The sequence below is a fragment of the Pseudomonas sp. YJ42 genome (assembly GCF_047225135.1).
GTDB lineage: Bacteria > Pseudomonadota > Gammaproteobacteria > Pseudomonadales > Pseudomonadaceae > Stutzerimonas > Stutzerimonas stutzeri_E.
The window spans coordinates 1,853,058-1,866,112 of record NZ_CP178378.1 but is presented as its reverse complement, the minus strand read 5'-3'; the positions used below and the strand labels follow the sequence as shown (position 1 = coordinate 1,866,112).

Here is a 13,055-nt window from a genome sequence, read left to right as displayed (position 1 = left end):
TTGCGGACTCTTAGTTCTTCAACAGCGCATTGAAGGCTTTGTCCAGCTCGCTTTCCGCCTTGGCCACCCGATCACGGCGCACCTTCGTCCAGTGCTGGTCGCCGGCCAAAGCCTGGTTGGCCTCCTTGAGCATCCGCTTGACCTCGGCTGGCTGCGGTCCGCCGGTGCCGACACGGGTCTTGACCATGTTCTGCGGCGACAGCGTGGCGCGGAACGCCGACTCGCTCAGCGGTAACTCCCGCGTTCTCCACTGGTACTTTTCCGCCGCCTTGGTGAACAGGCGCTGCGCCTCGGTGTAGGGGAAGTTTGCCGGCACGAAGCCTTCCTTGCGCGCATGGCCGACTACCGCAGAAGCGAAGCTGTGACCGATACGGAAGGGCACCTTATGCTCGCGCTCCAGGGTATCGGCCAATTCCATCGAGGTGGTCCATTCAGCTTCCAGTTCTTCCAGCGCGCGTTCCGGATTGATCACCAGCGCGTCCATCACATTGCCCGTGCGGACGAACATCTCATGGGCGCTATCGAACAGCCCGAGGCCGTCGAAGGCGAACTTGTAGTCGGTCATCCCGGTGGTCACGTTATGCGCACGCAGGGTGACGGTATGGGCCAGGCCGACGACGTCCGAGGCCGATTCCCGCGCCCGCATGATCAAGCCGGGGTTGCGCTTCTGTGGCATCGCGCTGCTGGTGTAGGTGGCGCCTTCCTCGAGCAGCATCCACGGACGGATCTGGTGGTACTGCGTATGGATGTCGCCCAACATCGCGCCGATACGGATCGCCGACGACGAGGCGATGCCCGCCGCTTCGATGGGAATGTCGTAGGTCGACACCTGCCCGGCATCCAGCGAGTTGTCGCGTACATCGTCGAAGCCGAGCAGCTCGGATAGCCGTTCACGGTTCAGCGGCCAGCCGGAATTGGCCAGCACCGCCGTGCCCATGGGGCTGCGGTTCAGACGGTCGTACAGCTCGCGGATGCGCTGGGCATCGCGCTCGAAAGCCGCCTCATAGGCCAACAGGTAATGCGCATAGGTGATTGGCTGTGCCTGCACACCGTTGGTGTAGGCCGGGATCAGCGTGTCGACATTGTTCTTCGCCAGCTCGAGCAGTTTTGCCCGGGTGTCGTTCATCGCGTCGGTGTAGTCGAGCAACTGGCTGCGCAGGGTGGCGAGGCGGTAGGTGGCGTACATGTCCTGGCGGCTGCGACCAGAGTGGATCAGCGAGGCCTGCGGCCCGATCTTGTCGATCATGATGCGTTCGATCTGCAGCACGTCGCTGGGCTTCTTGCCGTCGGGCTTGCTGGCCTGGTCGATCACATACTGAACGCCGCTGGCGATTTCACGGCCTTGTTTGCGGCTGACGATCTCTTCTTCGGTGAGCATCACGATGGACGCCTTGTTGATCCGGTTGACCCAGGTGAACTGGTCGTCGTGCTTGCCCGATTTAGCGCCGGAGCGATCGACCGTGGCGCCGATTTTCGCCGCCTCGGCCGCGCATTCGGCCGTAGTGCGGCAGGGCAGGTCGGCGGTGTCCGCAGCCTGTACGGTCAAGTGGCTGGCGCTCAGCGCGAACGCGACGGCCAGGGAAAGCAGCGTCTTTTGCATGATCATATTCATCTCCTGTTAAGCGACACCGTCACCCGCACGGGCGACGGGAAGGCGGGCGGCCGTTACAGCAGCGGCAAGGTGTAGCTGAGGATGAAGCGGGTCTGATCGATGTCATTGCCCGTGCTTCGGTAGGTGCCGTTACGCAGCTTCACGCCGAAGTTCTTCAGCGCGCCCTGCTGAAACACGTAACCGATATCGGTATCGCGCTCCCACTCGCGGCCGTTGCGCCCACCGGGGCCATCGAAGCCGTCACCGCGCAGATAGCGCGTCATGAAGCTCAGGCCGGGAATCCCCATGGCAGCGAAGTCATAGTCGTAGCGCAGCTGCCAGGACTTCTCGCCGGGGCTGGCGAAGTCCGCCGAAATCATCACGTAGTTCACCAGGTAGGAATTGGTACCGTTGATATGCGGGAAGCCGGTTTCGCCGCTCATCTTCTGATACGCCGCGCCGAACGCATGACCGCCGAGTTCGTAAGTGAACTTGGCGCCGAAGGCGTCGTTGTCCACGTTGGTATTGCCGGCTTCGGTGGAACGGGCGAAGCGCAGATCGCTATTGATTGCCTGGTCGTCGCCCAACCGCAGGACGTGGGCCAGGTTGAATATGTGCTGCTTGTAGTTCTGGTCCAGATGACCGTAGTGGTAGCCCGTGGTCAGGTTCTTGGTCCAGCGATAGCTGGCGCTGGCGAAATCGAATTTGTCGCTGTCCTGTCCGCCCCTGATGCCCTTGCCGGAGACCTGCATGTCGTCATTGGCGGCGGAGTTGCGCAGGCTGTTCTGCGTCAGACGCCCCGCACTGAGCGTGAGCCCATCAATCTCCTTCGACGTCAGCATCCCGCCCCGAAAGGTTTGGGGTAGCAGGCGGGAATCGTTCGGCAACACGGTCGGCAGCCTCGGCAGCAAGGTGCCGGCACGCAGGATTGTTTTCGAGTAACGCAGCTTGGCCGCTGCGCCGAGTTGGCTGTATTCATCGGGCGCCTTGTCATCACCGACCGGCAACAACCCCGAATTCTGCCGCTCCGGGCCGGAATCGAGTTTCACCCCGAGCAGCCCGATGGCATCGACTCCGAACCCCACCGGCCCTTCGGTGAACCCTGATTCGTAATTGAGCAGAAACCCCTGCGCCCACTCGTCACGCTTCGACTGGTTGGCGCCGTCCTGCCGGTAATCGGCGTTGAAATAGAAGTTGCGCAGTTCCAGCGTCGCCTTGCTGTCCGCAAGAAAATCCGCCATGACCACACCCGGCAAACCCGCACCCAGCGCAGCAACCGCAATCGCCGCAGCAAGCGGCTTCGGTGACTTGAGCATCACTGTCTCCTGTTTATTTTTATTGGAGGTAGACGCCGCTGGCGCGAGGCCGGGCGTCTGCAGTGATGCTAATCAGCGAATAAGGGGATTAAAAATATATAGATAATCTCCAGTGGATACTTTCTGAATATCTTAAGCGCAGCATCTCGTTCATCAACGCTTGTTATTGCCGCACACCATATGGCCTTTCATGGCCTCCTGCTTAACGATGAACTCACCCACCAGCGGGCGGCTGTGCAGATAGTGCTCGGTGGTCTTGTGGTGCGCGAACGCCGCTTCGTCGCGGTACAGCTCGTAGAGATAGACGAGGTCGGGATCCGCCAGATCCTGGATGACATCGAACACCAGGCAATCCGGCTCGTGCTGCACTGAAGCGGCGGCGTTGATGCGCATCGCCTCCATGAACCTGTCGAATGAGCCCGGCACGAGTTGGGTTTTCAGGATAAGGCAGTACATGTGCGCTCCATTTCGTTTTAATGTGGGAGTTAGATTGTATACAAAAAGGAGAGAAAAATGCCGCAGCGTCCCGGTCGCCTGAACGGCTTGCGTCATCTGGCGCTTACCGTGCCAAACCTTGAAGAATGCGAATGTTTCTACGTCGACGTGCTGGGCATGGAAGTCCTCAACCGCGCCAGCAAGGATCTCGTCTACCTGACCTGTGGCAACGACAACCTCTCCCTGGGCCGCGCCCGGGAAAAAAGTAGCGGCGTCCAGGCGATGGATCATTACGGTTTCATCGTCGACAGCCTGGAAGAACTGCACGCCTGGTACGAATACCTGAAAACCCAAGGCGTGACCCTGCTGGACCGCCCCTTCGCTCACAGCGACGGCGCTCATAGCTTTCATGTCCTCGATCCTGCGGGGAACACGGTTCAGCCGCTTTACCATCCGGCGATATCGGGGCAGCGTTTGCGTTGATGAGCGATGGGCAAGGTTCGTAGCGGCGTTAGCCGGGTGGCTGTGGATTCAAGAACACCCAAAGATATTTATCCGACAGCTGAAGCCGGTCCGGACCGTTTGGAGGCAATTGCCGTGCGTTAACGAGGCGGCAGCTGAACCTTGGATGCGACGGTGCGGGTGCAGCGAATGCCGGCCAGCCAGAGCGGCGGCCGGCCGATCCTCAGCGTTCGGGGGAAGCGTGGCTTGGAGGCGTTTTCAGAAGCTGATCAGCGTCTTTAGCCCGAATACAACCACGTCCTTGTCATCGTCGAAGCCGCCTGGTCGGTGGAAGTACTGGATGTTCGGCGTCAACGAAACCGCCGGTGTCAGCGCCACGCGGTAATACAGCTCGGCCGGGTATTCCACGTCCGGCACCGGTTGGCCCTCTTCGCTCAAGCGCTTGCGGGCGTCGTCGTTGATTTCCAGGCGCCCGAGGCCCAGGCCCAGCTCGTCGTTCGGGCGCGAGGCGAATGGCGCGGAGAGCGTGCCGCCAACTTGCCAGATGCGCTCGATATAGGTCACGTCCGGGTCGGACTGGATGAAGTTGGCGAACAGCTTCAACCGTCGCTCGCCTACCGTGCTGCTCTGCCAGACCTGCTGCTCGGCCATCAGGTAGCCGCCGGTGGCCTTGTCGTGTTCGGCGGCTGGCGCACCGGATAGAGCCATCGGTCGACCGGCAGCGTCACGGTAGACGTCCTCGAAGTCGCCGGTATTGCGCCACAGACCCAGCCGATAGGCGCCGGGCTGGCCGGCAAGTGTCGGCGTCCAGCCCAGCTCGGCGACCGCGTGGTAACCGGTGGTACCCGACGGGCTGCCGAAATTCAGGCGCTGGCTACGCTCGGTGAAGCGCGGATTGACCTGATAGATCGCGGTTTGCAGCGACCATTCCTCGTCCAACTGATAGCGCACGGTGGCGCCCCACTGGCTGATCGGCCAGGTGTACCAGTTCGGCGTGATGTAGCCCGGCACCGTGCCGCAGAAGCCGAGGTTCTGGAACGGGCAGGCGAAGGGGTAGATTTCCCCGCTCATGGGCAGGCGGCCGAGCTTGATCAGCAGGCGGTCGTCCAGCAGCGCCTGCTGGTAGTAGAGCTGCACCAGGCGGGTCGCGCTGCCGTAGCCATAGATTTCCTGCGGTTGCAGGAGCACGCCCAGATCGGCTTCGGCGTTGAGGTTCTCGCCGTTGCGGTTGGTCATCGTGAAGCGAAGGCCGGCACCGGACCAGCCCAGCAGTTTGTCCAGGTCCAGCGCCGCATCGAACATGATCTGGTCGGAGTAGGTGCTGGTATGGTCATCGCCACCCTGGGTGTTGCGGGCCAGTTCGTGGACATAGGTGATTTGCAGGTCGACCCCGGCCTCGTGCAGGCGGGTGCGGGTGTCGTTCCAGTCGCCGAAGAGAAACTGGTCGGGTGAATATTCGGCCGCTTGGACAGAAGTGAGCAGGCAGGCGGCGAGAAAGCCGCTGCCGCAGCGCAGGCTTATTGTCATTGTTTGATCCTTTGGATGTAACGGTGCGGGATGCAGCGAATACCGTTGGCCGCAATGCCTGTGGCATGAACGGTATTCGCGTGCGTTTCTGCTCAGTGGTAACGCCTGACTACATGGCTGGTAGGCGTTACCGATTCAGTGTTTGATTGGCGATCGACGGTTGCCGGCTCAATGTCCGCCGCCAGACTTCACACCGTCGTGTGCTTGCCTGCGAACGAAGTGACGGATGCTTTCCAGCTCTGCATCGGTCAGATCCGGGAACTTGGGCATGCCGTTGACGAGCAACGCACCACCGCGCACGACGCTTTCGAACGCCTTTTCACTGCCTGTGAGCAATAACGGCGACTCCCGTAGATCGGGCGCCTTCATACCCGCAACAGCCCCAGCGCCGTGGCAACCGACGCACAGGTTTTCAGCGAAAACACCCGCGCCCGCCTCAGCTTTTTCGGTATCGACCTTGAACTGCTCATCGATAATCGGCTTGGCGAGTTGCGGCGCAGGCTGTTTCGGAACGACCGCTTTTCCATCAAGCGAGAACGTCATGATCCGGCGCTCGTGCGCCCCGTACTTCCAGCCATGGCTTTCAAAACCCAACTCGCCGGAACCGCCGAAGTTGGAGGCCAATGCACCGCCAGGGCCCACCAGCAGGGAAACCATTTGCTTGCCATCCAACTTGTAAGTGATCGGTGGCGCAGAAATACCGAGGCCTACGTCATAAGACCAAAGTTCCTTACCGGTGCGAGCATCATATGCTTTGAACAGGCCATCAGGCTGGCCTTGGAAAACCAGATTGCCAGCCGTGGTCAAGGTACCGCCACCCCATGGGCTCTTCTGGTTTACCTGCCACACTCGCTTGTTCTTGACCGGGTCCCAGGCCTGCAAGGAGCCTCGCGACTCGTGCGGGTCCTTGGTCAATTCCCAACCGGTTAACCCCAGATAGAGTTTGTGGCTCGCCATCTTATGGCCAGGCTTCGTATTTTTACCGTCGTCCTTGAAGGTATTGCCTAGATGGTTGGTAGGAATAAAAGCGAGATTCAGCTCGGGGTTATAGGACATCGCATGCCATGAGTGCGCACCGAATGCCGATGGATAGATATTCTTCTCGCCATCGGGATACCTGGCGTCGTCGGCCACGATATGGCGCTGCTGCTTCAGGTCATACTTGGTCGACCAGTTAGCATCGGCGAATTTCTCCGCGGACAGTACCTTGCCGTTCGAACGGTCGATCGTATAGAAGAAACCGTTTTTTGGCGCATGCAATACGGCGTCAACATCCTTGCCGTCTATTTTCAGGTCGGCCAGCACGATGTCCATGTTCGAGTTGTAGTCCCAGGTGTCGCCCGGTGCCGTTTGGACATGCCACTTGTATTCGCCCGTATCCGCGTCTACGGCTACGACAGAACACAGGAACAGGTTATCGCCACCCTCTGGGCTACGCACCTTGATATTCCATGGCCCCCCGTTACCGGTACCGAAGATGAGCTGGTTGTACTTGGCGTCGTATGTCCAACCATGCCAGGCATTACCGCCACCGCCGTTCTCCCACCACCGGCCACTCCAGGTCTTGGCCGCCATTTCCTGCGCTGCGTCCTCGAACCCATCGGCGGGGTTGCCAGGGACGATATGGAAACGCCAGACCTGTTTGCCGGTTTCGGCATCATAGGCAGTCACATACCCACGCATCGGGCCAAGTTCCGTTCCGCCATTGCCGACGAATACCTTGCCGTCGAAGGCCTTGGGGTGGCCTGTGATATTCAACGGCTGGTCGTGATCGAATGTACGGGTCTGCCAGACTTCCTTGCCGTCCTTTCTGTTGATTGCAATCAAGCGGCCATCCCAGGTGGCAATGAACAACTTGTCGCCGTATGTCGAAAGGCCTCGGTTATGCTTCCAGAAAACCTTCTTCATGTTGTTGTCGAGGATCTCTTTGGAAACTTTTGGATCATATTCCCAAAGCATCTTGCCCGTGCGGGCATCGAACGCACGTGTTCTGTTCATTTCACCAACGTAATACATGACGCCATCGACAACCAAAGGCGTTCCGACGATATCGGATCGATCCCGCAGCGGCGCGTACCATTCAGGCTTGAGCTGGCTGACGTTGTCTACATTGATGTCTTTAAGGGGGCTGAATCGTTGTTCGGAGTGTGTTCTCCCGTAAGCCAGCCAATCAGTAGTGTTGGATTCATCAGATAATTCCTTGTCGGTAATGACTCTGTCTGATGCGTGCAGTGACGTCATCGCAAGAAGCGAGGCCGCCATCATTATCTGAACCCTTAGGTTTGACTGTTTGAAGTTCATTTTTATTATTTCCTTGTTTAGGGTTGTTTCTCGCTTCAGGCACGCCTCAAACGAGCATTCGCGGGTAAAGCTCTGCTGATATTTGTTTTTTTGTAAAACGACTTCAGTGCTGCCTCCTTTATGGCGGGCAACATGACGTGCGCGTATATCACTGCTTTTCAGGTTTGTTATTTAAACTGCAATAACTACAGGTCCGGTTTGGTTGCGCTTTAATTGTCAGCGTTAGTGACGGTTGCGACCCTGCGGTAAGGCTCCGCAGAGAGTTTCTGTACATCGTGCTGGCTGGGTGGTGCCGCCTTGGAGCGGGGAAGGGGGATGCTTCATGGTGTTTCCTCCGATGCATGGCCGGGCCGGATGGCCTGCCGTGTTGTTGTTATTCAAAGCAAGGGGGAGTGCCGTCCGGCGGCGAGGCCTTCGGGCGGATAAGTGCTGGCGCGGGCGCCGAGTTCCAGGCCCTGCCAGGCGAGGACGCGCTGGTAGCACTCGGGCAGGGATGTGGCGGTTGCCCAGGCGTCGGCCAGCCGCTCGCCGAGCGCCAGATGGCTCTCGGCCTGGCAGCGCAGGTCGCTGGCGCAGGCGTGGTAGAAGCGGTTCACCACGTCGGCCATGGCCTCGCGCCAGTCCTCGATCAGCAGCGCGGCGTGAGCCAGCACCACGGGGCGGCCATCGCGGCTACGCCGCCAGCGCTGGGCGGTGCCGGCCAGCTTGCGGCCCTCCAGGGTCAGGTTGAAGCGACCATCGCAAAACGCGCCCGGCACCGCGCCCACACCGGCCTTGAGCCCGTTTTCCGCGAGCCACAGCGCCAAGGGTTCGAGCAGCCGTTCATAGGCGACGTCGATGCGATTGCCGGTCTCGTCGCTGGCCGGCACGGCGAAGGCCAGCGCGATGTTGAGCACCGCCGATGATTGCGGCACCGGCTCGCCGCCGGTGTCGCGCAGCAGGATCGGCCAGCCCTGCGCCGCGCAGCGTTGGCTGGCCAGGGCGAAGCCGGGCCGGCGTTCGAAGCTGCCGGGCATCACCAGTGCCTGACCGGTGGGGCGCCAGAGCAGCAGTTGGCAGTCGAACAACCCGTCGCAGACGCGCTGCATCAAGGCCCGCTCGGCATTCAGGCCGGCGCCTACGCTGAACCGGGCGATGCCATTCATGCCGCGTGCTCCTCGATCCGCCGACACAGGTCGTCGAGAAACTCGGCCGCGGGCGATCCGTTGACGGCGCGGTGATCGAAGGTCAGCGACAGGCCCATCCACTCGACGTCCATCAGCTCGCCACTCGGCCCGAGTTCCAGGCGCCGCTGAATGCCGCCGACACCCAGAATGGCCACCTGTGGCGGATTGAGGATCGGCGTGAAGTGGTGCACCCGGGACAGCCCCAGGTTGGAGACGGTGAAGGTGGCGCCGGTCAGCTCCTTGACCGACAGTTTGCCGGCCTGGGCCTTGTCTACCAGCGTCTTGCGTGCCAGGCACAGGCCTTCGCCGTCCAGCTGCTCGGCATTGAACAGCGCAGGGGCGACCAGTAGATCGTCCGGCAGCGGGATGGCGAGGCCCAGATGCACCGCAGCGTGGCGTTCGATCAGCTCGTCGGCCAGCGTGGCGTTCAGGCCCGGATGGGCCTTGAGCGTTTCGATCACCTTGAGCAGCACGAGATCCTGCACCGACACCGCGCTGCCGGCCGCCTTGAGTTCGGCGCGACGGGCCTTGAGCGCATCCAGTCGGCATTCGGCGTGGTGAGTCAGCTGCGCGGTGGTCTGCAGGCTTTCCAGCATCTTCGCCGCGATCATCTTACGCATGCCCTTGAGCGGCACCCGTTCAGGGGCGCGCTCGATTGGCGGAATCTGCAGTTGGGTCATGGCTATTGCACCTGGGCGATGACCGCGCCCTTGGCGATCACCGCGTCTTCGTCTTCGAGGATCTTCAACACCCCAGCCACGGGCGCCTCGATCTCGAACTGGGCCTTTTCCGACATGATTTCGGCGACCAGGTCGCCCGCGGCGACTTCGGCACCGTCGCTCACCAGCCAGGAGGTGATCACTGCTTCGGCGTCGCCTTCCCAGAAGTCGTCTGCGATCACGATTGGGGTTGGGTTACTCATGGGTTCATTCCTTGTTCAGGGCGTGATAGGCGGCCACGATCTTGTCCGCGTTGGGCAGGGCCCATTGCTCCATGACCGGGGTGAAAGGGATTGGGATGTCCGGGAAGGCCACCCGCTGCGGGCGAGCCTTGAGCATGCCGATGTCGTGCTCGACGACGCTGGCGATGATTTCGCCGCTGACGCCGAAGCTGTGGTAGTCCTCGTCGATCACGATCAGTCGGCCTGTCTTGCGTACCGAGGCGATGACGTGTTCGCGGTCCAGCGGCACCAGGCTGCGCAGGTCGATGACCTCGGCGCTGACGCCTTCCTTTTCCAGCTGCGCCGCGGCGCGCAGGGCGTGGTGCACACCAGCGCCGAGGCTGACCAGGCTGACGTCGCGGCCCTCGCGCACGGTCTTCGCCTTGCCTATCTCGACGATATAGGGCTCGTCCGGTACCGGCACCGTGGCGCCTTTCTCCGTGCCCAGCCAGCCCATGCCCTGCAGTGCCTTGTGGAAGAGGTAAACCACCGGGTTGTCGTCGCGGATCGCCGCGGTCATCAGGCCCTTGGCGTCATAGGCGTTGCTCGGCACGACCACTTTCATGCCTGGCAGGTGGGCGAAGGTGCCGTACAGGCACTGCGAATGCTGGCCGGCGTCCGAATAGCCGGCACCGGTGGAGGCCATCAACACCATCGGCACCGGCACCTTGCCGCCGGAGAAGTAGGTGTTCTTGGCCATCAGGTTGTAGATGGCGTCCATGCAGACACCGAAGAAGTCGACGAACATCAGCTCCACGATCGGCCGCATGCCGTCGGAGGCAGCGCCCACCGCGGCGCCGATGAAGGCCGTTTCGGAGATCGGCGTGTCGCGGATGCGCTCCTTGCCGAATTCCTCGTAAAGGCCACGGGTGTTGCCGAACACGCCGCCAAGCTGGCCGATGTCCTCGCCCATCACGAACACCTTCGGGTCCAGGCGCATTTCCTGCGCCACTGCTTCGGCCATGGCGCGGGCGACGGTGAGTTTTCTTTCCTTTACTGCTGTGGTCATGGGGTTCTCCTATTCAGCCGGCCAGTACGGCGGGGCTGACGATGATCTTGACGTTGCGGTCCTTGTGGTTGGCGAGTTCCTCGAAGCCCCGTTCGAGGATGCTGTCCAGCCCGATGCGGCCGGTGATCAGCGGGGTGACGTCCATGCGCTCGTCAGCGATCAGGGCGATGACGTCGGCGAATTCGCCGGCATAGGCGAGCGAGCCGATCACCTGTTTCTCGGTGGCGACGATCTCGAAGAAGTTGAATTCCGAGGGCTCCTCGAAGATGCCCACCATCACGCAGCGACCGGCCTTGCGGATCACGTCGAGGGCGAGCTTGGCGGTGGCCTTGTGGCCGATGCACTCGAAGGAGGTGTCGGCGCCGTAGCCGCCAGTGAGCGCCTTGATCTCGGCGATGGCGTCGCACTCGCTGGGGTCGATGACGCGCGTGGCGCCGACTTCCAGCGCCTTGGCCTTGCGCGCGGCGGACATTTCCAGCGCGATGACCTGCCCGGCGCCGGCGGCCTTGGCGCACATGATGGTGCACAGGCCGATGGTGCCGGCCCCGACGACCACCACGGTTTCGCCGAGCAGGCTGCCGGCCTTCTTCACCGCGTGCATGCCGACCGCCAGCGGTTCGATCAACGCACCGGCCTCCAGCGGAAAGCCCTCGGGCAGGCGGTAGAGCAGCTCGGCGGGTACGTTGACGAATTCAGCGAAAGCGCCGTTGTTCATCAGCCCGGTGAAAGCCAGCTGCTCGCAGAGGTTGTACTGGCCGGTCTTGCAGAAGCGACACTGGCCGCAGTGCTGGCAGGCGTCGGCGGCAACCTTGTCGCCCGGCGCATAGCCCTCGACACCTTCACCCAGGGCAACGATCTCGCCACAGAACTCGTGGCCGAGGATGCACTGGCCCTTGATGCCGGTGAGCGGGTGCGGCGCGTCCACCGGAATGAACACCGGGCCGGCGAGGTACTCGTGCAGGTCGGACCCGCAGATGCCGCACCAGTGCACGCGGATCTGTACCCAGCCCGGTTGCGGCGCGCCGGGCAGCGGCACCTGTTCCAGGCGGATGTCCTTGCGGCCGTGCCAGACGGCGGCGGTCATGGTGGCTTGGCTGTTCATCGGGTGTTCCTCTTGTTGTTCTGGCTGGGACATGAGCTCGCTCCGGAGCGTTGGGCAGGCCCGCGGCCTGCATCGCCGCGAGGGCGCGCCTCCTACAGAAGCGGTTGGTGCTGGCCTTGGCTTCTGTGGGAGGGCCGCCCTCGGCGCGAGCTTTTTGACGCTTTGAGCAGGACCGTAGGACGTGAGCAACTCGCCAAAGCCGCTACGCGAAGACCTTCTCCAGCGCCTCTTCCGGGCGCGGATAGGGGCTTTCGCGGGCGAATTGCACGGCTTCGTCGATGCGGCCGCGTGCTCGGGCCTCGATTTCCTCGGCTTGCGCCTCGCTCATCACGCCTTCGTCGATCAGGCGTTGGCGGTAGCCGGGAATCGGGTCCTTTTTCATCAGGCCGTCCTTCTCACCCTCGGGGCGGTAGGTTTCGCCGTCGCCCATGAAGTGGCCGGCCAGGCGGTAGGTCTCGATCTCGATGAGGGTCGGGCCGCCACCGGCACGGGCGCGCTCGATGGCCTCGCCGGCAGCGTGGAATACGCCGTCCGGGTCGTTGTTCTCGACGAACACACCCGGCATGCCGTAGGCCGCGGCGCGCACATGGTGCTGCTTGATGCAGGTCGCGCTGGCCTTGGCTACCGAAATGCCCCAGGCGTTGTCCTCGATGACGAACACCACCGGCAGCTTCCACAGCGCGGCGAGGTTCAGCGTTTCGTGGAAGGCGCCCTGGTTGGCCGCACCCTCGCCGATGAAGGACACGGCCACCCCGGGCTTGCCCTGCATCTGCCGCGACAGCGCGGCGCCAACGGCCGGGCCCATGCCTTCGGCGATGATCCCCGAGCAGGAGAAATTCACCCGGCCATCGAACAGGTGCATGTGGCCGCCGCGGCCGCCGGACAGGCCAGTGGCCTTTCCGAAGATTTCGGCCATCATCTCGTTGAGGTCTACGCCCTTGGCCACGGCGATGTGGTGAGGGCGGTGCGTGGCGGTGACGATGTCCTCGGCCTCGAGGTGCGCACATACGCCCACCGCACAGGGCTCCTGGCCATTGGAAAGGTGCATCTCGCCGGGGATCGGCCCCTTGGCCATGTTGAACACCGGGGTCTTGCCTTCCATGTAGATGCGCTCGATGCACTCTTCCATGTAGCGGCTGGTCAGCATCTGCTCGTACATCCACAGACGCTGCGGGTTGTTGGGCTGGGTCATGGTGGGCTCCCTTG

At 62.1% G+C, this 13,055-nt stretch carries 12 protein-coding genes; 1 reads left to right on the top strand and 11 read right to left on the bottom strand.

The window, feature by feature from the left end:
- Positions 1-10 precede the first annotated feature (10 nt).
- The 3 genes from ACL0K2_RS08335 to ACL0K2_RS08325 all read right to left on the bottom strand — a co-directional run bounded on the left by ACL0K2_RS08335 (position 11) and on the right by ACL0K2_RS08325 (position 3,363).
- On the bottom strand, positions 11-1,606 hold the full coding sequence (locus tag ACL0K2_RS08335; RefSeq protein WP_413044211.1) for an argininosuccinate lyase: 1,596 nt from the start codon (positions 1,604-1,606) through the stop codon (positions 11-13).
- 59 nt (positions 1,607-1,665) lie between these two features.
- Entirely contained in the window at positions 1,666-2,907 is a 1,242-nt protein-coding gene (locus ACL0K2_RS08330) for an OprD family porin (RefSeq protein WP_413044210.1), read from the bottom strand.
- A 153-nt stretch (positions 2,908-3,060) separates the two neighbouring features.
- A complete protein-coding gene (locus tag ACL0K2_RS08325; protein WP_045163397.1) occupies positions 3,061-3,363 on the bottom strand; it encodes a putative quinol monooxygenase in 303 nt (100 codons plus the stop codon).
- A 57-nt stretch (positions 3,364-3,420) separates the two neighbouring features.
- Between ACL0K2_RS08325 and ACL0K2_RS08320 the strand changes: the two genes are divergently transcribed.
- A complete protein-coding gene (locus ACL0K2_RS08320) occupies positions 3,421-3,825 on the top strand; it encodes a VOC family protein (protein ID WP_045163396.1) in 405 nt (134 codons plus the stop codon).
- 237 nt (positions 3,826-4,062) lie between these two features.
- On the opposite strand, the gene ACL0K2_RS08315 is transcribed toward ACL0K2_RS08320, so the two are convergent.
- The 8 genes from ACL0K2_RS08315 to ACL0K2_RS08280 all read right to left on the bottom strand — a co-directional run bounded on the left by ACL0K2_RS08315 (position 4,063) and on the right by ACL0K2_RS08280 (position 13,041).
- Positions 4,063-5,331 carry a carbohydrate porin gene (locus ACL0K2_RS08315; protein WP_413044209.1) on the bottom strand — a complete coding sequence of 423 codons (1,269 nt, stop codon included), beginning with the start codon at positions 5,329-5,331 and terminating at the stop codon, positions 4,063-4,065.
- 168 nt (positions 5,332-5,499) lie between these two features.
- Positions 5,500-7,632, bottom strand: a complete 2,133-nt coding sequence (locus tag ACL0K2_RS08310) for a PQQ-dependent dehydrogenase, methanol/ethanol family (RefSeq protein WP_045163394.1) — start codon at positions 7,630-7,632, stop codon at positions 5,500-5,502.
- Between the two features lie 377 nt (positions 7,633-8,009).
- A complete protein-coding gene (locus tag ACL0K2_RS08305) occupies positions 8,010-8,777 on the bottom strand; it encodes a biotin/lipoate A/B protein ligase family protein (RefSeq protein WP_413044208.1) in 768 nt (255 codons plus the stop codon).
- Positions 8,774-9,478: a 2-oxo acid dehydrogenase subunit E2 gene (locus tag ACL0K2_RS08300; RefSeq protein WP_413044207.1), complete on the bottom strand. Its 705-nt coding sequence runs from the start codon at positions 9,476-9,478 to the stop codon at positions 8,774-8,776. Before ACL0K2_RS08300 ends, ACL0K2_RS08305 begins: the two co-directional genes overlap by 4 nt.
- Before the next feature lie 2 nt (positions 9,479-9,480).
- Positions 9,481-9,720 carry a lipoyl domain-containing protein gene (locus ACL0K2_RS08295; protein WP_413044206.1) on the bottom strand — a complete coding sequence of 80 codons (240 nt, stop codon included), beginning with the start codon at positions 9,718-9,720 and terminating at the stop codon, positions 9,481-9,483.
- Between the two features lie 4 nt (positions 9,721-9,724).
- Entirely contained in the window at positions 9,725-10,747 is a 1,023-nt protein-coding gene (locus ACL0K2_RS08290; RefSeq protein ID WP_413044205.1) for an alpha-ketoacid dehydrogenase subunit beta, read from the bottom strand.
- Between the two features lie 13 nt (positions 10,748-10,760).
- Positions 10,761-11,831, bottom strand: coding sequence for a 2,3-butanediol dehydrogenase (locus ACL0K2_RS08285; RefSeq protein WP_413044454.1), 1,071 nt, complete (start codon positions 11,829-11,831; stop codon positions 10,761-10,763).
- A gap of 220 nt (positions 11,832-12,051) precedes the next feature.
- Positions 12,052-13,041: a thiamine pyrophosphate-dependent dehydrogenase E1 component subunit alpha gene (locus ACL0K2_RS08280; protein ID WP_413044204.1), complete on the bottom strand. Its 990-nt coding sequence runs from the start codon at positions 13,039-13,041 to the stop codon at positions 12,052-12,054.
- Between the last annotated feature and the right edge of the window lie 14 nt (positions 13,042-13,055).